The organism is Devosia sp. MC1541 (assembly GCF_012847305.1).
Taxonomy (GTDB): Bacteria; Pseudomonadota; Alphaproteobacteria; order Rhizobiales; family Devosiaceae; genus Devosia.
This window is the reverse complement of the sequence record NZ_JABBDZ010000011.1, coordinates 52,354-79,221: the sequence shown is the minus strand read 5'-3', so window position 1 is coordinate 79,221 and position 26,868 is coordinate 52,354. Positions and strand designations below refer to the sequence as shown.

30 protein-coding genes, 1 tRNA gene and 2 riboswitches are annotated in these 26,868 nt (G+C 55.8%); of the genes, 9 read left to right on the top strand and 22 right to left on the bottom strand.

All coding sequences use genetic code 11. The features are described from left to right. Positions 1 to 26: 26 nt before the first annotated feature. The 5 genes from HKD40_RS12525 to HKD40_RS12505 all read right to left on the bottom strand — a co-directional run bounded on the left by HKD40_RS12525 (position 27) and on the right by HKD40_RS12505 (position 4,495). Positions 27 to 1,394, bottom strand: a complete 1,368-nt coding sequence (locus HKD40_RS12525) for a dicarboxylate/amino acid:cation symporter (RefSeq protein WP_169196113.1) — start codon at positions 1,392 to 1,394, stop codon at positions 27 to 29. Positions 1,395 to 1,560: 166 nt separating this feature from the next. Further along, positions 1,561 to 2,169 carry a hypothetical protein gene (locus tag HKD40_RS12520; RefSeq protein WP_169196112.1) on the bottom strand — a complete coding sequence of 203 codons (609 nt, stop codon included), beginning with the start codon at positions 2,167 to 2,169 and terminating at the stop codon, positions 1,561 to 1,563. 165 nt (positions 2,170 to 2,334) lie between these two features. After that, positions 2,335 to 2,817: a 30S ribosomal protein S9 gene (gene rpsI, locus HKD40_RS12515; RefSeq protein ID WP_169196111.1), complete on the bottom strand. Its 483-nt coding sequence runs from the start codon at positions 2,815 to 2,817 to the stop codon at positions 2,335 to 2,337. A gap of 1 nt (position 2,818) precedes the next feature. Next, positions 2,819 to 3,283, bottom strand: coding sequence for a 50S ribosomal protein L13 (rplM, locus tag HKD40_RS12510; protein ID WP_169196110.1), 465 nt, complete (start codon positions 3,281 to 3,283; stop codon positions 2,819 to 2,821). Positions 3,284 to 3,442: 159 nt separating this feature from the next. Then, a complete protein-coding gene (locus HKD40_RS12505) occupies positions 3,443 to 4,495 on the bottom strand; it encodes a COX15/CtaA family protein (protein WP_169196140.1) in 1,053 nt (350 codons plus the stop codon). An 89-nt stretch (positions 4,496 to 4,584) separates the two neighbouring features. Between HKD40_RS12505 and HKD40_RS12500 the strand changes: the two genes are divergently transcribed. Then, complete coding sequence (locus tag HKD40_RS12500) at positions 4,585 to 4,803, top strand: DUF2842 domain-containing protein (RefSeq protein WP_169196109.1); 219 nt, start codon at positions 4,585 to 4,587, stop codon at positions 4,801 to 4,803. Here HKD40_RS12500 and HKD40_RS12495 read toward each other — a convergent pair. Together HKD40_RS12495 and HKD40_RS12490 are read right to left on the bottom strand one after the other, a co-directional pair. Further along, a complete protein-coding gene (locus HKD40_RS12495) occupies positions 4,800 to 5,840 on the bottom strand; it encodes a polysaccharide deacetylase family protein (protein WP_169196108.1) in 1,041 nt (346 codons plus the stop codon). The two genes, HKD40_RS12500 and HKD40_RS12495, sit on opposite strands and share 4 nt — an antisense overlap. Positions 5,841 to 5,851: 11 nt before the next feature. Continuing rightward, positions 5,852 to 8,128 (bottom strand): GumC family protein, encoded by a 2,277-nt coding sequence (locus tag HKD40_RS12490; RefSeq protein ID WP_169196107.1) that lies wholly within the window; start codon positions 8,126 to 8,128, stop codon positions 5,852 to 5,854. Between the two features lie 150 nt (positions 8,129 to 8,278). Here HKD40_RS12490 and HKD40_RS12485 point away from each other — a divergent pair, with 150 nt between their 5' ends. The 3 genes from HKD40_RS12485 (at position 8,279) to HKD40_RS12475 (ending at position 11,552) form a co-directional block, all read left to right on the top strand. Next, entirely contained in the window at positions 8,279 to 8,830 is a 552-nt protein-coding gene (locus HKD40_RS12485; protein ID WP_169196106.1) for a polysaccharide biosynthesis/export family protein, read from the top strand. Between the two features lie 29 nt (positions 8,831 to 8,859). Continuing rightward, positions 8,860 to 9,966 (top strand): glycosyltransferase, encoded by a 1,107-nt coding sequence (locus HKD40_RS12480; protein ID WP_169196105.1) that lies wholly within the window; start codon positions 8,860 to 8,862, stop codon positions 9,964 to 9,966. A gap of 185 nt (positions 9,967 to 10,151) precedes the next feature. Further along, positions 10,152 to 11,552: an undecaprenyl-phosphate glucose phosphotransferase gene (locus tag HKD40_RS12475; RefSeq protein WP_349236810.1), complete on the top strand. Its 1,401-nt coding sequence runs from the start codon at positions 10,152 to 10,154 to the stop codon at positions 11,550 to 11,552. A 268-nt stretch (positions 11,553 to 11,820) separates the two neighbouring features. On the opposite strand, the gene HKD40_RS12470 is transcribed toward HKD40_RS12475, so the two are convergent. Continuing rightward, positions 11,821 to 11,897, bottom strand: a tRNA-Pro gene (locus HKD40_RS12470). Positions 11,898 to 12,131: 234 nt separating this feature from the next. Here HKD40_RS12470 and HKD40_RS12465 point away from each other — a divergent pair. From HKD40_RS12465 to HKD40_RS12455, 3 genes are all read left to right on the top strand, one after another. Next, the gene (locus HKD40_RS12465; RefSeq protein WP_169196103.1) at positions 12,132 to 12,335 is read left to right on the top strand and encodes a YMGG-like glycine zipper-containing protein; all 204 of its coding nucleotides are present in this window, start codon (positions 12,132 to 12,134) and stop codon (positions 12,333 to 12,335) included. Between the two features lie 191 nt (positions 12,336 to 12,526). After that, positions 12,527 to 12,668, top strand: a riboswitch (FMN riboswitch). A 94-nt stretch (positions 12,669 to 12,762) separates the two neighbouring features. After that, the gene (locus tag HKD40_RS12460) at positions 12,763 to 13,725 is read left to right on the top strand and encodes a DMT family transporter (RefSeq protein ID WP_169196102.1); all 963 of its coding nucleotides are present in this window, start codon (positions 12,763 to 12,765) and stop codon (positions 13,723 to 13,725) included. Between the two features lie 76 nt (positions 13,726 to 13,801). Continuing rightward, a complete protein-coding gene (locus HKD40_RS12455; RefSeq protein WP_169196101.1) occupies positions 13,802 to 14,050 on the top strand; it encodes a hypothetical protein in 249 nt (82 codons plus the stop codon). A 33-nt stretch (positions 14,051 to 14,083) separates the two neighbouring features. Here the strand turns inward: HKD40_RS12455 and HKD40_RS12450 are convergent, their stop codons facing one another. From HKD40_RS12450 to HKD40_RS12425, 6 genes are all read right to left on the bottom strand, one after another. Then, positions 14,084 to 14,539, bottom strand: coding sequence for a MerR family transcriptional regulator (locus HKD40_RS12450; protein WP_169196100.1), 456 nt, complete (start codon positions 14,537 to 14,539; stop codon positions 14,084 to 14,086). A 27-nt stretch (positions 14,540 to 14,566) separates the two neighbouring features. Then, positions 14,567 to 14,878 carry an integration host factor subunit alpha gene (locus HKD40_RS12445; RefSeq protein WP_169196099.1) on the bottom strand — a complete coding sequence of 104 codons (312 nt, stop codon included), beginning with the start codon at positions 14,876 to 14,878 and terminating at the stop codon, positions 14,567 to 14,569. A 185-nt stretch (positions 14,879 to 15,063) separates the two neighbouring features. Beyond that, a complete protein-coding gene (locus HKD40_RS12440; protein WP_169196098.1) occupies positions 15,064 to 16,041 on the bottom strand; it encodes a beta-ketoacyl-ACP synthase III in 978 nt (325 codons plus the stop codon). Between the two features lie 5 nt (positions 16,042 to 16,046). After that, positions 16,047 to 17,108: a phosphate acyltransferase PlsX gene (gene plsX, locus HKD40_RS12435; RefSeq protein ID WP_169196097.1), complete on the bottom strand. Its 1,062-nt coding sequence runs from the start codon at positions 17,106 to 17,108 to the stop codon at positions 16,047 to 16,049. Positions 17,109 to 17,182: 74 nt separating this feature from the next. After that, entirely contained in the window at positions 17,183 to 17,728 is a 546-nt protein-coding gene (locus HKD40_RS12430; protein WP_169196096.1) for a YceD family protein, read from the bottom strand. Between the two features lie 3 nt (positions 17,729 to 17,731). After that, a complete protein-coding gene (locus tag HKD40_RS12425) occupies positions 17,732 to 18,253 on the bottom strand; it encodes a ubiquinol-cytochrome C chaperone family protein (RefSeq protein WP_169196095.1) in 522 nt (173 codons plus the stop codon). A 167-nt stretch (positions 18,254 to 18,420) separates the two neighbouring features. Here HKD40_RS12425 and bamE point away from each other — a divergent pair, with 167 nt between their 5' ends. Continuing rightward, on the top strand, positions 18,421 to 18,858 hold the full coding sequence (gene bamE, locus HKD40_RS12420; protein WP_169196094.1) for an outer membrane protein assembly factor BamE: 438 nt from the start codon (positions 18,421 to 18,423) through the stop codon (positions 18,856 to 18,858). Here the strand turns inward: bamE and HKD40_RS12415 are convergent. From HKD40_RS12415 to glyA, 4 genes are all read right to left on the bottom strand, one after another. After that, on the bottom strand, positions 18,763 to 19,866 hold the full coding sequence (locus HKD40_RS12415) for an acyltransferase family protein (RefSeq protein WP_169196093.1): 1,104 nt from the start codon (positions 19,864 to 19,866) through the stop codon (positions 18,763 to 18,765). The genes bamE and HKD40_RS12415 overlap by 96 nt on opposite strands. Before the next feature lie 93 nt (positions 19,867 to 19,959). Next, on the bottom strand, positions 19,960 to 20,442 hold the full coding sequence (gene nusB, locus HKD40_RS12410) for a transcription antitermination factor NusB (protein ID WP_169196092.1): 483 nt from the start codon (positions 20,440 to 20,442) through the stop codon (positions 19,960 to 19,962). Between the two features lie 20 nt (positions 20,443 to 20,462). Continuing rightward, positions 20,463 to 20,939: a transcriptional regulator NrdR gene (nrdR, locus tag HKD40_RS12405; protein ID WP_169196091.1), complete on the bottom strand. Its 477-nt coding sequence runs from the start codon at positions 20,937 to 20,939 to the stop codon at positions 20,463 to 20,465. Positions 20,940 to 20,954: 15 nt separating this feature from the next. Continuing rightward, positions 20,955 to 22,244 (bottom strand): serine hydroxymethyltransferase, encoded by a 1,290-nt coding sequence (gene glyA, locus HKD40_RS12400; protein WP_169196090.1) that lies wholly within the window; start codon positions 22,242 to 22,244, stop codon positions 20,955 to 20,957. A gap of 119 nt (positions 22,245 to 22,363) precedes the next feature. After that, positions 22,364 to 22,446: riboswitch (ZMP/ZTP riboswitch) on the bottom strand. A gap of 112 nt (positions 22,447 to 22,558) precedes the next feature. Between glyA and HKD40_RS12395 the strand changes: the two genes are divergently transcribed. After that, positions 22,559 to 23,698: a DUF6161 domain-containing protein gene (locus HKD40_RS12395; protein WP_169196089.1), complete on the top strand. Its 1,140-nt coding sequence runs from the start codon at positions 22,559 to 22,561 to the stop codon at positions 23,696 to 23,698. Between the two features lie 9 nt (positions 23,699 to 23,707). Here the strand turns inward: HKD40_RS12395 and HKD40_RS12390 are convergent, their stop codons facing one another. From HKD40_RS12390 to HKD40_RS12375, 4 genes are all read right to left on the bottom strand, one after another. Beyond that, positions 23,708 to 23,920: a hypothetical protein gene (locus tag HKD40_RS12390; RefSeq protein WP_199368502.1), complete on the bottom strand. Its 213-nt coding sequence runs from the start codon at positions 23,918 to 23,920 to the stop codon at positions 23,708 to 23,710. A gap of 190 nt (positions 23,921 to 24,110) precedes the next feature. Continuing rightward, positions 24,111 to 25,349 carry a L,D-transpeptidase family protein gene (locus tag HKD40_RS12385; protein WP_169196087.1) on the bottom strand — a complete coding sequence of 413 codons (1,239 nt, stop codon included), beginning with the start codon at positions 25,347 to 25,349 and terminating at the stop codon, positions 24,111 to 24,113. A gap of 270 nt (positions 25,350 to 25,619) precedes the next feature. After that, positions 25,620 to 26,132, bottom strand: coding sequence for a MarR family transcriptional regulator (locus HKD40_RS12380; RefSeq protein ID WP_169196086.1), 513 nt, complete (start codon positions 26,130 to 26,132; stop codon positions 25,620 to 25,622). 242 nt (positions 26,133 to 26,374) lie between these two features. Then, on the bottom strand, positions 26,375 to 26,761 hold the full coding sequence (locus HKD40_RS12375; protein ID WP_169196085.1) for a hypothetical protein: 387 nt from the start codon (positions 26,759 to 26,761) through the stop codon (positions 26,375 to 26,377). Positions 26,762 to 26,868 lie beyond the last annotated feature (107 nt).

Here is a 26,868-nt window from a genome sequence, read left to right as displayed (position 1 = left end):
TTCTGATTCAGGATGATGTGCCGCGCTTATTCTGCGGCAACGGCGTCTGCATCGAGGTCTTCGATGGTTTTGCCATTGTCGTAGACAGACTGATTGAGGATGCCCTGACGTTTAGCAACGATGGTCGGGACCAAAGCCTGCCCAGCCACGTTGACCGCTGTGCGGCCCATGTCGAGGATCGGGTCAATCGCCAGCAACAGACCAACGCCTTCCAGCGGCAGACCAAGGGTCGATAGGGTCAAGGTCAGCATGACGGTCGCGCCGGTCAGGCCAGCCGTCGCCGCCGAACCGATCACCGAAACGAACACGATGAGCAGGTAGTGTTCCAGACCGAGCGAGATGCCGAAGAACTGCGCGACAAAGATTGCGGAGATCGCCGGATAAATCGCAGCACAACCATCCATCTTAGTGGTCGCGCCTAGAGGCACAGCGAAGGAGGCATACTCACGCGGAACGCCGAGGCTCTTTTCCGTCACACGCTCTGTGACGGGCAATGTGCCGATGGACGAACGTGACACGAAGGCAAGCTGAATAGCAGGCCAAGCGCTCTGGAAGTAACGGATGGGGTTGAGGCCATTGACCTGCAACAGAACCGGATACACGACAAAGAGCACGAGGAAGAGACCGATGTAGATGGCAGCGGCATACCAGCCGAGTTGCGCCAGCGCGTCCCAACCATAGACCGCCACAGCATTGCCCAGAAGGCCAATGGTGCCGATGGGGGTCAGGCGAATGACCCACCACAGTACCTTGTGGATGATCTTGAGGAAGGACCGATTGAACGCAAGGAACGCATCAGCAGCGGGGCCAACACGTAGCGCAGCAATACCCACAACGATCGAGACAATCAGGATCTGCAGAACGTTAAAGTTAAGGCTGGTCGTCGCGCCAGCATCGGTGACGCGGGTTGATGCCTGCAAACCAATGAAGTTGGACGGGATGAGGCCCTTCAAGAAATCGAGCCAGGAACCCGTCGACGAAGGCGCGCGAGCCGCTTCTGCGGCGACTGCAGTGTTCACACCCGGCTGAATGATCAGACCAAGCGCGATGCCGATGGCGACAGCAATGAGGGCAGTAATGGCGAACCACAGAAGCGTCTGCCAGACGAGCTTAGCAGCGTTGTTGAGCTCACGCAGATTGGCAATGGAGGCCACAATGGCGGTGAACACCAGAACAGGCACCAGAGCGCGCAGCAGCGACACAAAGGAGGAGCCGACGGTGGACAGTGTAACAGTGAGCCAGTTCGCGCCGCCGGCGGCGTCTGGCCCCATGTTGCGGGCGATAAAGCCCAGGATGAGGCCAATCACCATGGAGATGAGAACCTGGACACCGAAATTGGTGTACCAAGGCTTTGGTGCGCGAGAGGTGACGCCTGACGATAATGAGGTGGGCATTTTCTTTCTTCCCCAAAGAACGGCATCGCCCGAGTTGTGAGCAACTTGCCTAGTAATTGGCCAGACTCTACGCCTGTGAGTTACGAAACGCAGCGAATGGCGTTTCATTTCCTTCGGGGAGAGAAGTTTTTTCTACTCGCTTAATGCGATCGCGCCGAAAACAGTATCAAGAGCGGCGCGTGAGCAAAGTCAGTAGACCCGCCACCAATGGCAGGACGAGGAAAACTGCCGAGATAGTCAGGATTAAGGCCCCCGGCCCCGGATTTGACCACGCCGCATAGCCGAGGCTCACAGCGCCGAGCGCACTGACGAGTGCGGAACCACGATGCACAATCACCCACGCACGATCCGAAACGACGCGCCACGGCATTCGCAAGCCGCCGTAGCTGTGACGCTCTGCTTCAAACAGCATTGCCGCCAGCACCATAAGTGCTGCTGCACACAAGCCCGCAGTTACACGAAAGAAATCAAGGTCTGACCCTATCCCCATGAGCAACAAGCCAAGCTGACATCCCGCGATGACCATCAAGATCAACCGGATAGCAGGCTCTAAAATATGCTGAGTTTTGGCAAAATGGTTTTTCGTAAACGCGCGACCAAGGAGAAAGAACCCCAGCATAATGACGAGTTGGATCGCCGGCGGAGTGAGCAGTGCAAGATTGCGCGGCCACAGCCAATCGGCGGTGCTGCGTGTGAAATGCGCGGGGAATAGAAACGTTTCAGGAATCTGCAGATAGCCGACCGCCGCTATCGCGACCGTGACGCCAAAAACCAAGAGATGGAAGCGAGTAATAAGAGACTGCATGATGGGCTATATAGCGATGCCCCGCGCAATTGGGAGGGGCGCACGAAGAATAATGCGCTGTCCTCTACCGCCACAACCGCGCAAAAGAAAAGGGCCGGTTTCCCGGCCCTTTCCCAAATACAGAATCCGTAGCGATTAACGCTTGGAGAACTGGAAGGACTTACGGGCTTTCGCCTTACCGTACTTCTTACGTTCAACAACACGGCTATCACGGGTCAGGAAGCCACCCTTCTTCAGAACGCTACGCAGGGTAGGTTCGAAGTAGGTGAGAGCCTTGGAGATGCCGTGACGAACAGCACCAGCCTGACCGGACAGACCACCACCGGCAACGGTGACGTTCACGTCGTACTGGTCCAGACGCTCGGTCGCAACGATTGGCTGCTTGACGATGAGCTGGAGAACTGGACGAGCGAAGTACTTGGAGAACTCACGACCGTTGATGGTCAGAGTGCCCTTGCCTGGCTTGATCCATACGCGAGCGACAGCGTTCTTACGCTTGCCGGTTGCATAGGCGCGGCCGAGGCTGTCGAGCTTCTGAACATGAACCGGAGCAGTGTTAACAGCCGGAGCGACTGCTGCAGTGCCGAGATCTTCGAGAGAATTGATGGTTTCGGCCATGTTACTTCACCCGTGCATTCTTGGGGTTCATCGCAGCAACATCCAGCGTAGCTGGGTTCTGTGCGACGTGTGGGTGCTCGGAACCAGCGTAAACGCGGAGGTTCTTGAGCTGAGCGCGGGTGAGCGGGCCACCTGGCATCATGCGGCGAACAGCGTTTTCAAGAACGCGGTTCGGGAAGCGACCTTCGAGCAGCTGACGTGCAGTGCGGTCCTTGATGCCACCAGCAAAGCCGGTGTGCCAGTAGAAGCGGTGCTGGTCGAGCTTGCGGCCAGTGAGCTTTACCTTGTCGGCATTGATGACGATGATATTGTCACCCATGTCCATGTGTGGGGTAAAGGTTGGCTTGTGCTTGCCGCGCAGGCGCGATGCAATGATCGAAGCAAGGCGACCCACGACGAGGCCTTCGGCGTCGATCAGGATCCACTGCTTTTCGATATCGCTCGGTTTTGCCGAGAACGTTGTCATAATCGAATTCCCTAGATTCAGGAGGCCAATTCCGCGCACGGATGGCCGTTTCGTGGCGGGTTTAAGAGGGATTCCCTCACCCGTCAAGAGCCTTTAAAAAGCTCAACAAAAACAACAGGTTAGAACTGCGGTATTATATTACCGCAGTTCTTCGTGTTGTTATCGGGCGCGACGCATATCAGCCAAATAGAGCACGATAGCGCCTGCCAGAATAAAGGCGAGACCCTGATGCGCGACAGCCAGATCGATCTGAATGTCCGACAGGAGTGTCGCAATACCGAGGGCGACTTGAGCGAGAACGAGCACGCCAATGCGGATTAGCCAAGTGTGCACGCCAGCGAAACCACCGTCCTTGGCACGACGCCAGATCAGGAAACCAACGAAGGCTGTGATCAGATAGGCGATGTTGCGGTGATTGAACTGAACAGTCAGAGCGTTCTCAAAGAAGTTCTTCCAAACCGGATCCATCACGAAGAGGCCGTTCGGAATGATCGAGCCATCCATGAGTGGCCAAGTCTGATAGCCCTTCCCCGCATCCATACCGGCGACAAACGCACCCGCAGCGATCTGCAAGACAAGGACGAGCAGCAGAGCAATCGTCGTCACCCAGTTAAAGCTGCTGACGTGTCCAAGTGTACGTCCGGGTGTGATCGTCCGTGCAACATAGAGCAAGGCGTAGAGCAGCACGCCAGCGGCGGACAAGTGCGCCGCTAGGCGATACTGAGATACCGAGGTCAGCTCAGACAGGCCCGAGGACACCATCCACCAGCCAAGGAAGCCCTGGAAACCGCCCAAAAGGAACAGACCGAAAAGCGGCAGAGCAAGGTCTTTGGAAAAGCGCTTCTGAGCCAAGAACACAACAAATGGGATCAGGAAGACGAACCCGAGCGCGCGCGCCAAAAGACGGTGGAACCATTCCCAGAAAAAGATCAGCTTGAAATCATCCAAGCTCATCCAATGATTGATGACCGTGTATTGCGGGATCTGCTTATAGGCTTCGAACTCCGCTTCCCAATCGGCTTGGGTCAATGGAGGAATTACACCCGCGACGACATTCCAGCTTGTGATCGACAGACCAGACTCGGTGAGGCGGGTGATGCCGCCCACAACGACAATCAGCAGCACGAATGCCGCCATGCCATAAAGCCAAATACGCACCGGGCGGAGGCGGTCGGCCGCAAAGCTCACTTTGCCCGGGGCCGCATCTTGCATGAAGGTCACGACGCTAATTTCCAGTATCAGTTAAGGTGCGGGAGTGGTAATCCCCCCGCGACATTATCGCAACAGACCGGATGCCGCATATGAGTCAGCGTAACCGCAAGTTGATTGGCGCATTTTTGCTGGTCATTTCCATCGCTGGATGGGCCGTTTTGGGCACTTGGGGCTATCTACTCTTGCCTGAAGGGCTGCCGGGGCTAGTGCTGATCATCTATTTTATTTTTGCGGGCATGGGTTGGACGATCCCAGCAATGATTCTCATTCGCTGGATGGCCAAGCCCAATCCCCTGCCCCAACGCTAACCCGATATCCGGCCCAACTGGGTGAACAGCCCGCCACTGGCGAAGACGTCGGCATACCGCTTTTGTTGAAACAGCCCATTGAGTGACACCCGCGGCAACGCCGTGGGTGTTTTGCGATGATGAGGATAAAGACCGCCGGGTCGCGTCGTCACGCCCGAGGTGAACCCCAGCTGCGCGACAAGTTCAAACTCCCTCTCCCCGCAAGAAAGCGGCCCGCCGAGGGGATAAGAGAAATGTTTCGGCCGCTGGCCAAGGCGCTGCTCTAACGCGGTCACCGACTCGACAATTTCAGCGCGTGCTTGCTCCAACGGCAGTTTGGCCAATTCATAGTGGTTGACCGTGTGCGCCCCGATCGTTGCCAGTGGGTGATTGGCCACCTGCTTGATCTCGTCCCAACCCATGATTTCTGCGCGACATTGGGCTGAGAGGTCATAGCCGTAATTGGCAGTGAATTCCGCCAGCAGCGCCAGTCGCTCCGTTTCCGGCATTTTGCGCATATGCCAATAGAGCTGATTGAAAGCGGTGTGCTTTTCTTTTGTTGAGCGAGAAGGGAGAACGACGGCACCCGCGGGGCCTTGGAACCGAACCTCCCCTGCCTTGCCGATTATGTCCTCGATAGCTTGCCACCAGAGCTGCCCGCCGCCCGAAGGAAATGCGGTCGGCACATAAAGCGTGAATGGGGTGCGGGCGGCCTGCAGCACTGGGAGGGCATGGATCAAATTGTCCTTATAGCCATCGTCGAAAGTCAGCACGACAAATGTCGATTTGGCCCTCGGCATCGTGAGGCGATCCAGCGCCTCGTCCAAGTTTACAACCGGTATTTTGCGATCGGCCAGACGCTCGAGGCAGTAGGCGAGGAATTCCGGCTGCACCTGCAATATGCCGTTTGGCGCAAAAGCCTTTGGGGGCTGAGGCAGCACGCGATGCAGTGTCCAAATGACGCCCCGCGCGTCTGAAAACTGTTCGAACAACCTCGATGCGTTCGCGAGCCAAAGTGCCTCAAAAGCGGCACGGATCAAGGTGTATTTTAACGCCATAGTCAAACTGCCTAGGCTGCGACAGACTTGGTGACCGCAGCGACGTCCACTGAAGCGTATCCGGCCTCAAGCAGCTTTTGTCGGGCCACAAAGGCTGACGTCAATTCGCTATTGCGACCAACAACCAGAACCACACGCCCCCCCACTTGCGCAAAATCAGCAAGCAAGGACTGCGTCTTCGTTTCCCCAGTCAGGACGACGACGACCTCGTAGATATCCGTCAGGGCTTCAATCAATGTCACAGGACGCGGTGAGGTGCGATCGAGACCAGCGTGGCGACCCCAAGACACTTCTGCAAAGCTGTTATCGGCAGACTTCTGGACCACATCTCCGAAGCGCGCTTCGCCCAGAGTGAGATCGGACAGTCCCGGCGCGGCCGTAACCTTGCCAGACCCCGCATCAACCAGAGCCACACTTAGGCCCTTGGCAAGCGCATCCGCGACGAGAATTTCAGCAAGATGCTCACCACCCTCCTCGGCTCCGTGATCGGTCAGCAGAAGGAGATTGGTACGCCCCAAAACCAGATCAGCAACGAGTTCGTCATAACGGATCAGTCCCTTGTCGACGGGCTCAACGACAGGCTCAGCCGCATTGAAACCAAACCGCTCAACAGACGCATCCTCTACAAGAGCAGGCGAAGCATCAGGAGCCCTGTTCTGGTCTGTCTCGGCAAGAATCTTGCGCACCATTTCTTTGACATTTGCCAGATCCACACCGCCGGACTGCGATTGTTCCGCAGTTGCGATGGTCTCATCATCAGAAGCGGCTCCAGCGAGAACGGGCTGTTGCAGCGTAGCGATATGCTCTGCGAGATCGCCCCCGGTACTGCTATTGGGCTCGTCCGACGGGCGGGCTTGTTGGCCCCAAAGTTCCGGCCCTGCTCGCGACGACACAAGCGCGCGACCGGACATCAGCTCCCCAAAAATTGCCCCGCCGATTTGGCAGAAAATCGACACAAATGCGACCGCAGACATAATGAGAGCGGTCTTCGGCGCTGACGGGGAAGAAGCAGCAGCAGCAGCAGTTACGACACGGACGTCAGGCAATTCCGAGTTGATGTCGACCCGTGTTGACGAGGCGTTGTAGCGCAACAAATACGCTTCCAGCAGGTCGCGTTGCGACTTAGCCTCACGCTGCAAGCTATCAAGGGTCACAGTATCGATGGTTGCCGTCGACGCGGTGTTCTTGGCGGCTTCAAAGTCAGCACGCAGCCAGGCTTCTTGGTCGGTATAAATCTGCGCTTCGGCCTCTAGCGCGACGGCCATCCGCTGCGCTTCGGCACGGACCTGCGCATTGAGTTCGCCCATCTGAGCATTGAGAGCACGCATCGTTGGATGGCTGCTGAGGAGCGTTGCAGACCTCTGGGCCAATTCACTCTGAATGCGCGCCTTCTCTTGCGACAGTTGCTGCACGACGAGGGATGACTGAACGTCCACCAAACTCTCTACCGGCTGGTTACGCCCGATGACGTCACGGATCAGCGCAGCGCGTTTTTCAGCATTGCCACGCTGCTCCTGTGCCGCACTGATCTGCGACGCAATGGCCGACAGCCGCTGATCAAGCAGACTGGTGTTTCCCTGTCCTATGTAAAGGTCATTGGCGACTTTGAAGTCAGCGACCGCACGCTCGGCTTCACCGACGGACACCCGCAGGCGATCGATTTCCTCGAGTAGCCAACCGGACGTCTCGACATTATCGGAGAGGCTCAATCCCGCACGACGCTCAACATGCGCTTTCGCGATGGCATTGGCGATTTGGGCGGCCAACTGCGGATCACGCGACGAGACCGTTATCGCGATCACGGCGGACTGAGGCTGCTGCGACACGGATAAGCTAGCAGAAAGAGCTGATAAAACCTGTGCGTCGACGCTTTGTGGTGTTTCCGCGCGGCGAACGAGCTGCGGCAGCAAGGCACCGAGGTCAAAGCCACCTTCTTCAGCGCCACTAAATTCGGGCACCGAGCGCAAATCCAACTCATCAATTACCCGCATCAGAGTGTCAGGTGATTTGATGAGCTGTATTTGACTTGCCACCACACCGGCCGGGTTCGTGGCAAACATACTAAGCCGCGCATCACCCGAATTCTGTCCGGACGCACTCTGTCGCGGCTCCACAAGAACAGCCGCAGTACCTTCGTAAGTCCTTGGAACAAACATTAGAATTACGAATGTCACCGCGAGCAAAGCAAGTGTTACCGCGATAATTCGCGGCAACTTCCGACCTACTGCAGAGAGCAAGCCAGCAACGTTAATTCGCCCATCATCGATGACTGGTGACTCGTAAACCATTAGTGGACCCCAAATTCCTTGTTGGAATAGAGCGCCGTTACGATCAAAATTCAGTTAATCTTCTCGCGTTTTTACTAACACCTACTCGACGCTATCACTTTCTTAACCACGACAGAACATAAGTTCAAAGACAGAATAAGTAGGGTTAAGATGCGCTGCGCTCTCATTATTGCGTTGGTTTTGCCGGTTATGTTGGGCGCATGCACCACAACGCGCCCAACAGCCTATTCTGTTGAAACACGCGGCCCCTACCAACTAGACACGGGTGATACTGTTCGGGTGTCGGTTTACGGCGACCCCGAAATATCCAAAAGCTACCGTGTGGACGACAAGGGCGCCATTGCCTTCCCGCTTGTCGGCGCGGTTCAGGTCCGGGGCACCACAACAGAACAGGCGTCAAAGCGTCTCGCCTCGGCGCTCGCCAATGGCTACATGCGCAGCCCGGATGTGGCAGTTGAGGTCGAGCAATATCGCCCGTTCTATATTGCCGGCGAAGTGAAAACCTCCGGCCAATTTCCATATGTTTACGGCATGACAGCGCGCGCCGCGATCGCCACTGCCGGTGGTTTCACGCCCACCGCAGACCGAAACCAAGTGGTCGTCTATCGCCGCCAGGCCGACAAGATGGGCCGTAGCCCAGAACCACTGGACTTCCCGATTGCCCCCGGCGACACGGTGGTGGTTTCAGAGCGCTGGTTCTAAACAGATATTCGCGCATAAGGAGCGTACCAATGCGTATTTTGCAGGTGCTGCGCGCTCCGGTGGGCGGCCTTTTCCGTCATGTTTGCGATCTTACCGAAGAGCTTTCGGCGCGCGGACACGAAATCGGCATAGTCGTTGATGCCCTCGCCAGCGACGCCCAGACAGAAGATAAACTCAAAGCGATAGAACAGTTCACGAGCTTGGGCGTCTACCGCCATCCAATGCCCCGCGTTTTCGGCATGGGCGACCTCAAAACACCGTTCGCGGTCAACAAATTGGCCAAACGCCTAAACGTGGATGTTATTCACGGTCACGGCGCCAAAGGCGGGTTCTACGCTCGTCTCGCCCGGCTGGGCGGCAATACGGCCCGCACCGTCTACACGCCTCACGGTGGTGTCTTGCATTTTCCGTCCACCTCACGCTCTGGGCAGATATTCCACAAGTTGGAACGCGCACTCATGCGCAAAACAGATGCGATAATTTTCGAAAGCCATTTCGCGCTCAAAACCTACAGCGCGTTGATCGGAGCACCCACCTGCCCGACGAGTGTTATCTATAACGGGCTCCGCCCTGCCGAATTCGAGCCCCTCGAACATATCCAGCCGCTGTCGGATTTTGTCTTTGTGGGCGAGCTACGCGAGCTCAAAGGCATCTTCCACCTTGTAGAAGCGCTGGCCCAAATCAAGCGAGCCGATGGTAGCGGACCGACCCTCGTCGTGGCAGGCGATGGCCCATCTCGACCAGAACTCGAGCAAATGATCTCAACCCTAGGACTGACTGATCAAGTCCAGTTTTTAGGATCGCGTCCGGCGCGCGAGGCTTTTGCGCTGGGCGAGTGCGCAGTGCTCCCGTCCCTCGCTGAATCCCTACCCTATGTAGTGATGGAAGCAACCGCCGCAGGTCTCCCGGTGATCAGCACCCGTGTTGGCGGAATCGCTGAAATATTCGGCCCCACTCAGGAGCGGCTAATTCCAGCCGGTGATACAACCGCCCTGACCAAGGCAATGCAGGCGCACCTTTCTAACCCGACGAACGAAATCAATGCGATGCACGCCCGTCGCAGCTATGTCTCTGAATTCTTTACGTTAGATTCAATGACAACGTCGATATTAAACATCTACCAACCAAGCAAATAACTTCGACCATATCGATTCACACATTAGCTGATGTTTGTGGTCAATAGTACCCATAGAGCGGGTATTAATTCGATATGTTTCAGATCGACACGCAGTCAGTATTACAAAATCAGGTAAGCCAGAGAGCACCATCTGATGGCACATTATCGCCGCGCGCAGAGGAACTCATAAGCGAACCTGCTGACGTGGGATATTCAAGCGCTGTTATTACGGGTATCGCGCAGATCGTTGAAGCGATCCTACTGATCACAATTGGCTGTGCGATCTACTGGAGCTACGTCGGCACGGGACAAGAGAATTTCTATCTGCCGGTCATTTCGGCAAGTGGCCTTGTGGCAAACTTGTTCTTCAACATTGCGCGAACCCATCGTATCCGCGCCTATAGATCGCGATTTTGGCAACTGGGGCGCGTGTTAGCAGGCTGGTCCAGTGTCATCGCAATCTTGGCTATCGGGTTCTTCTTCTTCAAAGCGGGCGATCAGGTTAGCCGCGTCTGGCTGATGAGCTGGTGGGCCCTCGGTGGCATTACCCTCGTAGTCTATCGACTTAGTCTGCGTTCGTTGGTTCAACATTGGAGCGACGCCGGACAACTCAAGCGTCGGACTGTTATCGTCGGTGGCGGACAAGACGCAGCTCAGCTGATCAACCAGATCCAAACTAGCGCCAAGTCCGACATTGAGCTTATCGGACTTTTTGATGATCGCGTTGACGATCGCTCACCAGATGAAGTGAGTGGATTTTATAAGCTCGGCCGTGTCTCTGATCTGGTGGAATTTGCCCGTCGCACGCGTGTCGACCTCGTGCTCGTCTCCATGCCACTGTCCGCAGAGAAGCGCGTTCTCGACATGCTGACCCAGCTCTGGGTTTTGCCTGTCGACATCCGACTCTCAGCGCATATGAGCAAATTGCGTTTCACCAATAAGGCATATTCTTATGTCGGCGACCTGCCCGTGCTCGACATGGCTGACAGACCGATTTCAGACTGGAACCTTGTGTTCAAATGGGCTTTTGACAAAACAGTAGCATTACTTGCGCTCATCGCGCTTTCGCCCATCATGCTCATCACCGCACTTGCTATCAAGCTAGAGAGCAAAGGTCCGATATTCTTCGTCCAAGATCGACATGGCTTCAACAACGAGCTGATCCGCATCTACAAATTCCGCTCTATGCGAACGGACATGCTCGACGCCAATGCTACAAAACTGGTGACTAAGGACGATCCGCGCGTCACCAAGGTTGGTAAGTTTATCCGCCGGACCTCAATTGATGAGCTACCGCAGCTTTTCAATGTGCTCAAAGGTGAACTGTCGATCGTCGGCCCTCGCCCCCATGCTCTACAGGCTAAAGCCGCGAACACGCTGTATTATGAAGCCGTGGAAGGGTATTTTGCTCGCCACAAGGTCAAGCCCGGCATAACCGGATGGGCTCAAATTAGCGGCTGGCGCGGCGAAACTGATACGCTCGATAAGATCGAACAGCGCGTGAACCACGACCTCTATTACATTGAAAACTGGTCGATCCTGTTCGACCTCAAGATCCTTGTACTTACGCCGTTCCGCCTCTTCTCGTCCGGGAATGCGTATTAAGTCCCGTCGTGCTGCGATTAGCTTTCCCAAGGTAGAACCAGCACACGCCCTGGCGCTAGTCTTCCCCGGCCTTGGGGACAGCCGACTCCCATAAATGCAAGGATATTGAGGCAGCTCAGGAGACGACCGAGCGGCCTCTTGGCCGCTGATACTCGCCCAGCCGCGCCTAACACTCGCCGCAGGCAAGAAGCGGCCAAGCCTCGAAGGTTTAGCAGACAAAAAAACCGCTCAGCGAGGCTAAGCGGCGTGCGAACTGTCATCATTAAAATGGTCGGAGCGGCGGGATTCGAACCCACGACCCTTTGTCCCCCAGACAAATGCGCTACCAGGCTGCGCTACGCCCCGACTAGAAAATCTCATAAGGAAACAGGGGTTTTGGCGCAACCCCTAAAAAGTCGGCGCATCGACCATTTGCCGAGTATCGGGAGGTTTTACACATCTCGGGCACCAATGACGGCAATAGCTCACCGCCCCGCAAAGTCGGCGGTTCAACAGCCACATTGCGGGTGCGGGATAAGTGTTTTGCTCGCCTGCGAGATCGACTATGCTCAAACTCCCATACCTATCCGGAGGACTATAATGAAGAAGTTCGCACCAATCGCACTTGTCGCTTTCGCTGCTCTGACAATGACCGCATGCACAACCACAGAGCGCACTGTGACCGGCGCAGCTGTAGGCGGCGCTGGCGGCGCGTTAGTTGGCGGCGCCCTTGGCGGCTATACCGGCGCTGTCGTTGGTGGCGCTGGCGGTGCGGCTGTCGGCGCTCTGGTCGCCAACCGCTAATCGTCGTTCTCTTCTTAGGGCCCTATCCTGAGCTAGCAAGCTAGGCTCGATCCGGGTGCTGAGGTATCCGGATTGAGTACGCTTTCTAGAAACTTAAGCGGCCCCGTCGCCTTCCTGCGCCAGTTACACTCTTGTGCTCTCTTGCATTCTCTGGCGCCCTCCCCTAGGTCTGAGGCATGCGGGATTAACCGCATAGTTCTCAGGGCGGGGTGCAAGTCCCCACCGGCGGTAAGGCTCACAAGGCCGAGCCCGCGAGCGCTTCCTTCGGGAAGGTCAGCAGATCCGGTGTGATTCCGGAGCCGACGGTCATAGTCCGGATGATAGAGAACGGGATTAGGTACCCAGATTGGGTATGCATGCCTTTGCGCGCGCATACCTGCTGTCGCCGCCCGTAACCCTGAGGAAACTGGTTACGGAAAGGACGACAATGAACCAGATTTCCTCCCCGACCCGAAATGCTGCCGTCGGCGCGATGTTTATGCTCGCTGCCTCGCTTGCTTTCGCAGGATCAAACACGCTTCAGTCTGTGCTGCCTTGGCAGTTTAACATGAGCTCCACAGGCATGGCATTCTGGCAATATGTCATTGCCTCCCTGCTCGCCCTACCGCTGATCATGCGCATTGGCCTGCAAAACCTCAGAACACGACACCCAATGTTACACGAGCTTCGCGCGTTTGTGTCGGCACTGGGCGTGCACGTGTTCGTTTACGGCTTCGCCTCCGGCGTACCGATCTGGCAAATGGTGACGTTACTTGCAACCGGCCCCCTCTTTATCATTATGGGCTCGTACTTCTTTCTCGGGGAACGCGTCTCTGCTGCCCGCCTTGGCGCGGCAATCGTGGGCTTTATCGGCGCAGTCATCGTCTCGGGCGTTGGCAGCGAAGGCTTCTCCGCACAAACACTGATACCCATTTTCGCTGCAGCCCTGTGGGCCGGTACAGATATTATCACTAAACACCTCGCCCGCGAGGAGAGCCCCGAAACGCTTACCATTTCGCTTCTGCTGCTGGTGACGCCCAACCATCTGGCAATCTTACTGATCGTCAATGCTCTCGGCTGGCTTGCCCCGACAGTGCTCCCTGCGGGACTGGCCACTGGCTTCCCGTTTGCATTGCCTGAAGGTTTTGGCCTGGTCCTGCTTTTGCTGCTCGGCGCACTCACCGCTGCAGCGAACTATCTGCTAGCCTTTGCCTATCGCAATGCAGACGCTACCTATCTGCAGCCTTTTGGAGACCTCAAGGTGCCGCTTGGCGGATTGATCGGCTGGATCGCTCTAGGACAAGTGCCGTCTGGCTACTTCTGGATTGGCGCCCTTTTGATTGTTGGCGCATCGGTGTTTATCTATTGGGTCGAACGCGACAGCACCCCAAACAGACTACAAACAGCGTAACACTTGCGTAATAAATGCTGGAGCATTGGTTGAGGGCCTTGTACTAAGGCCCTCAATGTTTTTGTGAGGGGGCCAGATGGCGCTGAAAGAAAACGACGTCAGCTTTTTTAGACCGATGTGGATACGCGGCGGTATCTCCGTGTTCCTTGCGATTTGGCTAGGCTGGGAACTGCTCTATACAGGCGACATGTTCTGGGCCTCTATCGTCTGCGTAGTTCTGGTTTACTTCGTATGGAATTTCTTCGTCAAATTCCCAAAGAACGACGCTTCGCCCCCAGAGGCGGCACCGACAGAGACCACTCAAAACGACGAAGAGCCGCGCTAAGCGCGGCTCTTCCGTATTCATTGCGTGACTGATTTAGTGTTCGCGAGCCCGCTCTAGGATACGCTTGCACTCGAGCAGTTCGCGCAGAACCTCTGAAAGCTTATTGCGCGAATCTTCATCGAGCTCAGGGCTAGCCGACAGCACGGCTTCTTCAAGCTCAGCTGCATCTCCCGCAGCTTCCGCCTCTTCAATCAGTGGCAGTATCTCATCAAGCCCTTTCCCCTCGCCTACGGCGATGACATAGCGCGGCCCTTGATCCTTGAGGATCTTCTGGACGCCTTTGATGGTAAACCCTTGATCGTAGAGCAAATGGCGGATGCCGCGTAAAAGCATCACATCTTCCGGCCGGTAGTATCGCCTGCCACCACCTCGCTTTAGAGGCTTGATGGTAGCAAACCGAGTTTCCCAGAACCGCAGTACGTGCTGCGGTAGATCCAGCTCTTCAGCTGCCTCCGAAATCGTGCGGAACGCGTCGGGCGACTTATCCAAAACAGCCGGTCCCCTCGTAAGAAAGCCTTACTCTGCAGAGGAAACCATAGACTTGTTGATCTTGGACTTCAACACGTTGCTCGGTTTGAACACAAGAACCTGCCGAGGCAAAATCGGAACCTCCTCGCCCGTCTTAGGATTACGTCCGATACGCTCGTTCTTCGAACGCACGTGGAACGACCCAAAGGACGATAATTTGACGTGAGAACCGACAACCAAAGCGTCTGAGACCAGCTCAAGCACTCGTTCGACAAGCTCAGCAGATTCCGTCCGAGATAGACCCACAGAACCATAAACTGCTTCGGCCAAATCGGCGCGCGTAATAGTCTTCTGCGACATAGCACCCCCAAAATCCAACGGACTGAATGTCCGTACCCAGTATCGAAAGCGACGAGACTGCTGCGCCCTTTGGCACAACGAATACTGCCCATTTCGCGGCATAAGCACGCTCCAGGCATTGGATCCTTCTCCCCGAGGGAGACAGTAATGCCTTGAACAGCTTAACGTCAATGCATGTCAGATATTTACCAGCGAATGAGCGAAGCGCCCCAAGTAAATCCGCCACCCATTGCTTCGAGCATCACCAGATCACCCGGCTTAATACGGCCGTCTGCGACAGCGACACTCAATGCGAGCGGCACAGACGCAGCAGAAGTATTGGCGTGTTGATCAACAGTGGTCACGACCTTCTCTGGCGCCAGACCAAGCTTGGCCCCAGCGCCGTCGATAATCCGCTTGTTGGCCTGGTGCGGCACAAACCAATCAAGGTCATCAGTCGTGTAGCCGGCCTGTTCCAATGTTGCGTACACAACGTCGGTGATCTTGCCCACGGCATGGCGGAACACTTCCGGACCCTGCATGCGCACGTGGCCAGTGGTGCCTGTCGTCGATGGCCCACCGTCGACGTAAAGCTTGTCCCAGTGCTTGCCATCCGAACGCAGAGCAGACGCTAGGATACCACGCTCTGGCTCGCCCTCAGCCAATTCGACGCGCTCCAGTACGATAGCCCCTGCCCCATCCCCGAAGAGGACGCAGGTGGTGCGATCATTCCAGTCGAGGAGGCGGGAGAAGGTTTCCGCGCCTATAACCAGAACACGCTTGGCCATGCCCGACTTGATATAGGTGTCAGCGGTTGTCACCGCATAGACAAAGCCGGAACACACGGCCTGGATATCGAATGAAAAGCCGTGGCTCATGCCCAACTTCATCTGCACCAGCGAGGCCGCCGATGGAAACGTATAGTCAGGCGTGGTGGTCGCGACGATGATCAGGTCGATATCGTCAGGCGTGAGCCCTGCATTGTCGAGCGCCGCACGTGCTGCCGCGGTGGCGAGGTCAGATGTAAACTCACCTTCCGCTGCAATGTGGCGCTTCTTGATACCAACGCGCTGCTGAATCCACTCGTCCGAAGTGTCCACACGCTTAGCGAGATCTTCGTTCGTGACAGCGTTTGCAGGCAGATAGCTGCCCACACCGCGGATGATGGATCGTACTCTGGTCACGCCGATTATGCCTCGGTTTCTGTAGGCAGAGAGGTCTCTGTCTTGTTAATGGGGAAGCGCTGCAAGGTATCGCCAACCTTGTCCATCAGGCGATTGCGCGCCATGTCATAGGCAAGGCCGAGAGCACTCTTGTAGCCGACTTCGTCAGTGCCGCCGTGCGATTTGATGACCACGCCGTTAAGGCCGAGGAACACACCGCCATTGACGGTACGTGGATCCATTTTGCGCTTGAGAGCGCGCAAGGCAGAGGACGCGAATAGCGCCCCAATCTTGCTCATCAAATTGGCGGTCAGAGACTGCTTGAGATAGGCAGCGACCTGACGGGCAGTACCTTCAGCAGTTTTAAGCGCAATATTGCCAACAAAGCCTTCGGTGACGACAACGTCGACGGTGCCCTTGCCGATATCATCGCCTTCAACGAAGCCATGATAGGTGAAGCCATTGCCGCTCGCCTGAGCGAGGATTTTGCCAGCATCCTTGATAGAATCCAGGCCCTTCACCTCTTCAGTGCCAACGTTGAGCAGGCCCACTGTCGGATTTTCGGAATCAAACAGTGCACGCGCTAGTGCCGAACCCAGAATGGCGTAGTCCACCAGCTGCTGAGCGTCAGCGCCGATGGTCGCGCCCATGTCGAGAACGATGATGTCCGAGCGCACAGTCGGCCAAATAGCTGCAATACCAGGACGGGAAATCCCTTCCATCGGCCGCAAGCAGAAGGTCGACATGGCCATAAGAGCACCGGTGTTACCACCTGAAATGGCAACATCGGCTTCGCCGTCCTTAACAGACTGAATTGCCTTCCACATGGACGACGTACCGCGCCCCTTGCGCAGAGCCTGGCTTGGCTTTTCGTCCATCGCGATCACGGTTTCGCACGGAATGAGCGTCGAGGCGGCTTTAAGCGCAGGAAATTCTTCAAGGAGCGGAGCAACCTGCTCCTCAATGCCGTGGAAAATAAAACGCGTGTTCTTGCGCTCTTTCAGCGCCAGATAGGCACCGTGGAGGACCGCGCGGGGCGCGTTATCGCCGCCCATAGCGTCCACGGAAATAGTTATAGTATCGTTCATTTCAGCCTGTTATCTGGCCCGCCGGTGGGGCGAGCAAACATATCCCAAGATGGGGTCGACGCAAGCCCTTCAACCTAGGACTTGTCTGCGTCCTTCTTCAAGGCTGCGAGCTTAGCAAAGGGATTTTCTTCCCCTTCGTTCTGCAAGTTTAAGCTCTCGACGGTTTCACCCGGGAGACGCGGATAGGGATCGAGCGCAAGTGCAAGAGTTTCAAGCATCAAAGCGCTCAAATCGACCTCAGAGCCATCGATGTGATCTGGAAATTCGTCATCTTCAAGGTCGATGAACACTTCCGAGCCTGGCGCAGCAGGTTTTTCACCCTTAGCTGCAGGCAAAAACACACGATCGATAGGCTCACGCAGCTTTTCTTCAACCGGATCCTGGCTGATGATCGAGGCTTGCTGGACTACTGCGTCCACAAAACCCTGCGCGCGTAACCCGCCGCGCAATGGCACAACGGTCAGCTCGGCAACAAAACGATCAACGGCGAGTATTTTTAGCGACTCAGCAATTGCAGCGCGCTGCGCTTCGTCGGCGTTGACGTTAACGGAACGACCAGACGCTGGGAGCTTATCAAGACGCACAATGGCGTCGAAAATTGGCTCGTCTTGGATAGTCATAATTTAGGCTCCAAAAGTCAGCTTACCGTCGGTTATGTCTGAGGTGCTCTGCGCCACCAGTGCTTGGTCTTGTGCCAACACATAAGTCGCAAGACCCGAGACATGTTCGTCGGTCGGCTGGTCATAAACGTTGCGGGCAAGAACGGCCTTTAAGGCTTCCTTATCGCCGCTATCGATGGCGGTATTAAGGGCTGCCAAGAGCCCAAAGAAGATGTTGCCCATCTTCTGAATTTTCTTCGGAATACCGATATCCGTCACGCCCATTTCGCGCAGCGAGCGATCCATATCCTTGAAGAAGAGATCGAATACGGCTTGGCTAAACGCCTTGTCAGATTCGCTGCCCGCGCGCAGACGGCGAAAAAGCAGGGCCATGTGAAGGCTGATCATGTCGAAACGGCCAGTAACTGTGTCAGCTACACCCCATTCGGCATAGAAAATAGGCTGCCGGGATTGCGCCACAATGGCGTTATAAATCGCATAAACTGGCTCTGTAGCGGAGTTCTTGCGAAACAAGGACATAATCATGGGATTGCGCTCGGCGTCGGTATGGGTCAAACACAGGCAGATTGGGGTGCCGGACCACTGTCAGCTTGCCAGAAAGCTAAGTTGACAGCTACACATTCCGGCGGCCACAAAAGGCACGCGCCTCGTTACAACCGCCTATAGTCGAGAGCCATTGGGAAAGTCAAACTATGAGCCTGCGTCTTGCAAAAGCCTCCGTTGTCGCGACCATTCTGGCCGTTGCGCTAGCTGGTTGCAGTAGCAGCACTGCTCTGGTGACACAGCGCACCCAAGGGTACGTCATCCCAAGCACTGCGCTGCAGCAGATCCGTCCGGGTCAAAGTCAGCAGACGGTACAGTTGGTTCTGGGGTCGCCACAGTCGACCAACACATTCGGTGACCAGACCGCTTGGTACTATGTCGAGACCAAGGTGAACCAAACCTCGTTTGGCTTCACGCAGATCAAGGAACGTACGGTTCTGGCGGTCTATTTCGACAAGAGCAAGAAAGTCAGCGAGCGCGCTGTCTACTCGCTACAGGATGGCCGCGCGGTCGACATCGAAACCCGCCGCACCCCATCTTTCGGTCAGGATGCGACCTTCATCGACTCGATCCTCTCCTCGTTCTAATTCTGATTCCAGAAACGAATTTAAGCCTCGGATTTTCCGAGGCTTTTTTTGTTTTCTTGGCCGCTGTGATTGTGCCCAAGCGAGGCCATACCGATAAGCCATTGCAAGGCCTAACGACACCGCGATCACCACAATGATCTGCGTGTATGGATTCCAGTGCGGGAAGTACTCCTCAACCCGCCTTAGGATGAAGACGTGGACCAGATAGGCTCCGAAACTGGCTTGCGCGAGTGCCGACAGAATGGGCGAAGTCGGCCTACTGATACGTAGGAATACAACGCCTACCCCCACGGCCCAGAACAGCGTGCCAGTTGAGTACTCGTTGTCCGAGAAGTTTGCCCCTCGAAGCCTGTACTTCTCAACCACGTGCAGCACGAGCCCCAGAAGACACACGAGGAGCCACCAGCATGTCGAGAGTTGCATCCACCTTGGATCGCGCTTCAGGCTGACACCAATCAGGAAGAATAGCGGCGCGAAGAACAGTCCGCTGCGCATCCAATAGATCGGAAAAACTTCGCCAGTCAGCAGCGCGCTATATACGCCTAGCGACATGCCCGTTGCGTATAAAACAGTCGTCAGTACCGCGGTTGCGGCAAAGCCCATGCTCGACAAACCAGCGAATACGATCGCCCCGCCGACGAGCAAGGCCGGCAAATACCACAGATGATATCCCGCCCCTCCGGTCCACGCGACGAGCAGAACTCGCTCCACGAGCGTGACGGGGTCGCCCACAAAGGCACTGGGGCGCAAGTTATAGAACGCGAGCCAGAACACGAGCGGCCATGCCACGCGCTGCCAGAGCTTGCGAACAGGGACGATCTTGGCGCTGAAGTATCCAGCAAGGATGAAAAAGCTTGGCACGGCGAAGCGCGACAGGTCGCGCAGTATATCGCGCATCGGATCGCCTTCGGGAAAAGCCCCATAGGCGTGAATGCAAACAACCGCGCAGAAGGCGACGAGGCGGAGTAAATCCGCCCCCGCATGTCTGTCTGCGGTTGTCTGTCCCATCCCCGACCCTCCCAACGGTCAGGATAGGGCGATCGCAGAACAAAAAAATACCCGGATTTCTCCGGGCATTTTGAATTCTTGATTTTGGCTCTTTTAGAGCTCGGAACCGGCGTCTCGGGCGATCTTGTCGAGAGCGCCATTCACGAGGCCCGCTGCATCGTCCTCATAGAACGCGCGTGCAACATCAACATATTCAGTGATGACGACGCGTGCCGGAATGTCCTTGCGGAACAGCAACTCAAAGGCAGCGGCGCGCAAAATAGCGCGCAGGGTCGCGTCTACACGCCCAATCGGCCAGCCTTCTGCCAGCGCTTTGTCGACCGTCGGGTCAACTTGGAGCTGGTGCTTAGCAACACCGGACACGATCTGGCGGAAGAAATCGGCGTCAGCGGGTAGATACTGCTCGCCTTCGATTTCACGGCCGAGATGGAAGGCGCCGAACTGTGCGAGCGTGTCTTCCAGCGTCGCGCGGCCAATATCCATCTGATAGAGCGCCTGAACGGCGGCAAGGCGCGCAGCACCACGCTGATTAGCGGGGCGCACAGCGCCGGGATCACGTTTTGGATGGTCGGTCATCGGCTGTTCAATCGGTTCTATCAGTCATCTTCACTCAGGACGGTTTTGTCCTGAGCAAGTTCGGCTAGGAAGTTACGGAAGTCGTCCGCCGCAGAGAAGTTCTTATACACACTCGCGAAGCGAACAAATGCGACATCGTCGAGCCCTTTGAGGCCTTCCATCACATATTCGCCAATTTGGTCAGAGGTGACCTCCATATCGCCCAAGCTTTCCAGCTGACGGACGATACCGGAGATCATGCGCTCTGCGCGCTCTGGTTCTACAGCGCGCTTACGCAAGGCCGTGTTAACAGAGCGGGCGAGTTTATCCCGATCAAACGGGACTTTTCGTCCGCTCTTTTTCACGACAGTTAGGTCACGAAGCTGCACGCGCTCGAAGGTCGTAAAACGCCCCCCGCAAGCGTTGCACACGCGGCGACGCCGAATAGCGCCCGAATCTTCCGTCGGGCGGCTATCCTTCACCTGCGTGTCGTCATTGCTGCAATAGGGGCAGCGCATGGGCCGTAACCTCTATTAGCTGTAGATCGGGAAGCGTGCGGTCAGGGCTTTCACCTTCTCGCGCACAGCCGCTTCTACAGCGCCGTTGTTGTCTTCGCCGTTGGTCTTGAGACCATCGAGAACTTCGATAATGAGCTCACCAACTTCGCGGAATTCAGCCTCGCCAAAACCACGGGTCGTGCCCGCTGGAGTGCCGAGACGAATACCGGAGGTGATCGCTGGCTTTTCAGGATCGAACGGCACAGCGTTCTTATTGCAGGTGATGTAAGCACGGCCGAGGGCAGCTTCTGTTGCCTTACCGGTCAGGCCCTTCGGACGAAGGTCAACCAGCATCAAGTGGTTGTCCGTACCGCCGGAGACGATCTCAACACCACCCTTTACGAGGGTATCAGCGAGCACCTTAGCGTTAGCAACAACTTGCGCCGCGTACTGCTTGAATTCAGGCTGCAGAGCTTCCTTGAACGCAACTGCCTTACCAGCAATCACATGCATCAGCGGGCCGCCCTGAATGCCTGGGAAAATGGCCGAATTGATCTTCTTCGCGATCGCTTCGTCATTGGTCAGGATCAGACCACCGCGTGGGCCGCGCAGGGTCTTGTGGGTGGTGGTGGTCGCGACGTGCGCATGTGGGAATGGGCTTGGGTACTGGCCACCGGCCACGAGGCCTGCAACGTGCGCCATATCGACGAAAAGCAGCGCGCCGACTTCGTCAGCGATTGCGCGGAATTCAGCCCAGTCCATGACGCGCGAATAGGCCGAGAAGCCTGCGACAATCATCTTTGGCTTGTGCTCTCGAGCCAGCGAACGCACCTGATCCATGTCTACATAGCCGTCCTGCTGACGCAGGCCGTACTGAATAGCGTTGAACCACTTGCCAGACTGGTTTGGCTTGGCGCCGTGGGTCAGGTGACCACCAGCGTCGAGCGACATGCCCAGAATAGTATCGCCTGGCTGTACCAGCGCCTGATAGACGCCCTGGTTCGCCTGCGAACCGGAGTTCGGCTGAACGTTGGCGTATTCAACACCGAACAGTTGCTTTGCGCGTTCGATGGCAAGGCTTTCCGCCACGTCCACATATTCGCAGCCGCCGTAGTAGCGCTTGCCCGGATAGCCTTCGGCATACTTGTTGGTCAGAACCGAACCCTGTGCTTCGAGCACAGCGCGCGAGACAATGTTCTCGGACGCGATCAGTTCGATTTCATGCTGTTGACGTCCGAGTTCCTGACCCATTGCTGCGGCGAGTTCCGGATCGGTCTCGGCAACGGAATTGGTGAAGAAGTTTGGAAACAGATTTGCAGCGCTCATCGGAGGGTTCCCTCGCAAGAGTTCGAAGTGGACGAATTGGCGATGGCTTTATCACGCGAAAGCGCGCGATTCCAAGGCCGGACGATGTGCAAAGGGTCCATAGGGCTCCCCTATTTGCGAATGGGTGCCCAGGCGAGCGGCTCAACAAGGTCCGCGCTCCCCGATGGTTCCCCATCTTTACTCGCCAGTCGCACGAACCAGAGCGTTATGCCGCAAAATGGGGCGAAGGGGAAGAGGGATGAATGTGCAGAGCAGCATCTTGCCCCACAGCGATGAAGATCCTTAAATGACAGTAGCTAGGGAGCACACCAGTGATGATTGACAACGCCGAACACGTTCAGGATGCCCCGCCTCCTCATGCAGATAACTCGAACGACAGCTTTCTACATTGGACTTCCCCCCGCCAATGGATTGAGCGAGAGCTGGAGTTATGGAATGCGCTTCACGCGCGTGTCCGCAAATTGCACCAAATGTCGCCCTTAGCCGGCGATACCCTCCTCCGGTACGAAACTCTTTTTTCCGCTTATCACAGGTTTTACAGCGCTATCGGAGGAGCAAGCGAGACCGACCTTCCCAAAATATTAGATGAGCAAGTCCGCACTCGTCAAATTGCTGTACTTCATGGCCATTTTGGAAAAACCATCAAGGAACTTATCCACGCCGCTCCTCTGGGGATTCTACTAGCCCTCGAAGCTCTAACAGCAAAAAAATGGCTACCCGAAAAAGACGAACTCGCTAGCGCCAATACCGCTGTTGAAATCCAACTTTACAGCAGCCTCACGCTCGACAGCATTCCTAACGCATTCAACCAGCAAGACCTCTACTTATTGGACATCGGAAACCGTTTCGGCGAACTCGTAAGCGACATTGAAGCCGCAAAAAAAGCCGCATCAACTGGCATAGCTGCCCAACAAAAAGAACTAGTGAATTGGATTGGCGAGCAAAAAGTCGAAATCTCGGCACTTCACGAGGCCTACCACACGAAGCTTAGCGTCGACACACCTGCAACTTTTTGGAAGAACAAGGCAGCATCGGCTGAAAAGACTAGTCGGAAGTTCCTATCACTTTTCTTTTGGTTGGTCGGCGCAGCTCTGCCCCTTGCGGCCCTATTGGTCTGGCAGCTTTGGCCAGAACTTAAAGTAGTAAGCCAATCGGGAAGCTCCATCCCGTTCGGCTTGGTTGCCGCTCTCCTCATTCCGACTTTGGGCTATGCGTGGATACGCAAGCAAGTAAGCCGCGTGTTTCTGATCAATCGCGCTATAGCCGACGACGCCAGTTATCGAGAAGTAATGACAATGACCTATCTAGGCTTAGTGAAGGATGTGAAGAGTGAGATTACCAAAGAGGAACGCGGCTTGATCCTCAACGCCTTGTTCCGCCCGACGCCTGCCAGCACGCAAGACGATGGGCCACCTACAGGCATCTTTGACCTACTCAATGGGAAGAAGCCTTAGTCCTTAAAGCTAAGCGTATTTGCCCAATGTGCCGGGAGGCGGCGTAGGCTGGGTCTGGGCCAGCTTTTTACGGAGTTTTGCTAGGGCAAGTTGCTGCATATGACCGCGCGCCGTATTGACCGGAGCGATGACGATCACCTCAGTGCCACTGTCGACGTCAATGGCGGCAACGCGCATCTGCTGACCAAGCTGAACGAACTCGAAAAACACCTCGCCTTCCATATTGGCCTCCAAAAACAGCGCTCTATCGTCATTTTAGCACAGTTGCGAGTTCGGTAACATGGGGCGCTGACCACCAGACACCCCTTCTCCGCTTTGTTTGCTGTCTTGGCCCCAGCAACCGGCACCCTGCCACCAAAAAGCAAAAAGGCCCCGCCGGAGCGGAGCCTTACAACCTGTCGAGCCAGAGCGCCTACGCCTGGAAGCTAACTTTGCCCTGTTCATCAAACTTGTAGACGTCATCACGGAAGCTGACTGTGCCCTGACGATTGGCCCAAGCGGTGATGTAGGTGGTGTGGATCGGAACACGCGCCTTCACTTCAACGTCGAGACGGGTCAGCGCTTCAAAGGTCGAGTCGACCTTGTTCTGATCCCAGTCACCATTGTCACGCAGGAGCCAGTTTACCATCTGATTGACGTCATTAACGCGCACGCAGCCTGATGAGTGGAAACGCGCGTTTTCGCCGAACAATTCCTTGCCGGGGGTGTCGTGCAGATAGCAATCGTACGGGTTGTAGAAATTAATTTTGCAGTGACCCATCGAGTTCGCCGCGCCCGGCTCCTGACGGTACATATAGTTCACTTCGCGATCGGAGATATTTGCCCAGTTGATCGTCTGCGGATCGATCTTGGTGCTGCCGTCGTAGATGAAAATATTCTGCTCTGCGAGGTAGTTGGAATTTTCCATCATGTACTTGGTCAGATCCTGACGGATCAATGACTTGGGCACATGCCAGTATGGGTTGAAGTTCACCTGATGAATGTTCGAGGCCATGATCGGCGTAGCGCGATCGGCACGACCGACGACGGCGGTGTGGCGTTGTTCCACCGCACCTTCGTTCACCGCTTCAATGGTTGCCGCCGGAATATTCACGACGACATAGCGCGCGTTCAGCTTGGCAGCCATGTTCTGAACCCGGGTGTAGTTCAGATAAAGCTGCTGCATGCGCTGCGCTGCAGACACATTCATTGCGTACCACGTGGCTTCGTCGATCTGTCCGTTCACAACGAGGCCGTGGCGCGCTTGGAAAGCACGCACGCCGCGATCCGTGTCGGCATCGAAACTGTCGTCCGCGTATTCAACCAATGGCATGTCACCAGAAGAAATCAGACGGCGCTTCACAGCAACGACGGCCGGAGAACTCGCGCCGAGAGCGAGGCGGAATGCCTGTTGCGGAATTTCTTCCCAACCACCAGCAGCGACGAAAGGTTCGTATTGCGAGATCGCCAGCTGCAAATTGTAAAGGGTGTCGAAGGAGAGGATAGGCTCGCGAGTCGCAATGAGCGCCTCTGCAGCGGCAGTGTTGCCCGCCTGATCGACCTTAACAACGCGATTGCCACCGAACCACCCCTGAGCATGAGCGCTCGGGAGAGTTAGAGTTGCCCCAAGATAGGCGCAGCCTCCCAAAAACTTGCGACGATTCAAAAGCATCTAGCCACCCAGAAAATTCTTTGCCCGCAGGCCCCTACCATCCTCATAACGATCAAAGGATGGATGCCCCAAAACAGTCACGCAGGAACGAAAACGACATAGACCTAACGGTTAATGGTTTCAAACCCTGTAACGCACTGAAAAGCGCAATTTTGCGGCATAAATAAGAAACGCCGACCAACTGGCCGGCGCTTGTTTCGGAGTCGTGGCACGGAGGCAACACACGCCACCATCTGCCGAAGATTTGTGTCCGCTCTAATCGTTGCGGGTTTAGAGCTTGTAGAGGATCTGGTCGACCCAGAAGCGTTCAAGTCGAGCGAGAGCCTTGTTCAGACCATCGAACTCGTCATCGCCCAGACCACCGACCTTATCGATGGACTTGAGGTGACGGTCATAGAGCTCGTCGATCACTTCCGCCACTTCTTCACCCTTAGGGGTCAGCTTGATGCGAACCGAACGACGGTCAGTGCGCGAGCGTTCCTGGAAGATGTAGCCAGTTTCGACCAGCTTCTTGAGGTTATAGGAGACGTTCGAACCGAGGTAATAACCGCGAGAGCGCAGTTCACCTGCAGTGAGCTCTGCGTCACCGATGTTGAACATCAGCAGCGCCTGAACCGGGTTGATGTCGTCCCAACCCATACGGTCGAACTCATCCTTTATCAGGTCGAGTAAACGACGGTGGAGACGTTCAACACGGGATACTGCTTCGAGGTAGAGTGGCTTCAGGCCTGCGCTAGAGCGTTCAGGGGTTAGCGCCTCGGCCGCGTTCGATTTGATTGCCATAGTGTGCCTCACTGTTTTGCTTGTGCGATTTTTCGCATCTCGTGAGGATGAAACTAGGCGTCTCCCATAAACATCGAACTAACTGACAGGCTTAAAACTATCTTACTGGAATGCAATGACAATTTAGCTTAATTGAGCCTTACACCTAGTCAGAAACTCGTAACCTTTCTCAGGTGTAAACACATAAAATTGCGCCACACCCGTGCTTTGATGCAAATGAAAGGCAAGTTTTGCTGGAGTTTTTAGTCAGCCGCCGCGCGTTTTAATCGCAAAGTTAGTGCAAAAATCAGCACAATTGCGAGCAAAAGCAGGATGCGAACGAAGAAACCGGCCATCGACATCCGCACATCAGGGTTACCGGAAAGGTAAAGCGCAAGCTCAAATACTGTCGCAGCGACAACTAACACCGCGCCCCAACTGGATTTTAGCCAAAGCCCTACCGCCGCAAACAGGCGCGCGATGCAAAAACCACCGAGATAGGTGAAAGCCGTTGCCCCCATATGCTCCATTGGGCTGACCCCGACCGTGCTCACGCCCAACAGGCGCGCAGCATCACTCAGGCCAAGAGCCAGGGTGAAGAGAGCGACGATGCGAATGTAAAGGCCGTGATTGGGCGCAGGGAACAACATGGCATGATTGATAGCTGGCTCGCTTTATTGGGACAAGCCGCGCCTTGTGAGCTTTTGCTTAGGTTTGATAAGAGCACTGGATAACCCTTTCAACACTGCGTGCCTTA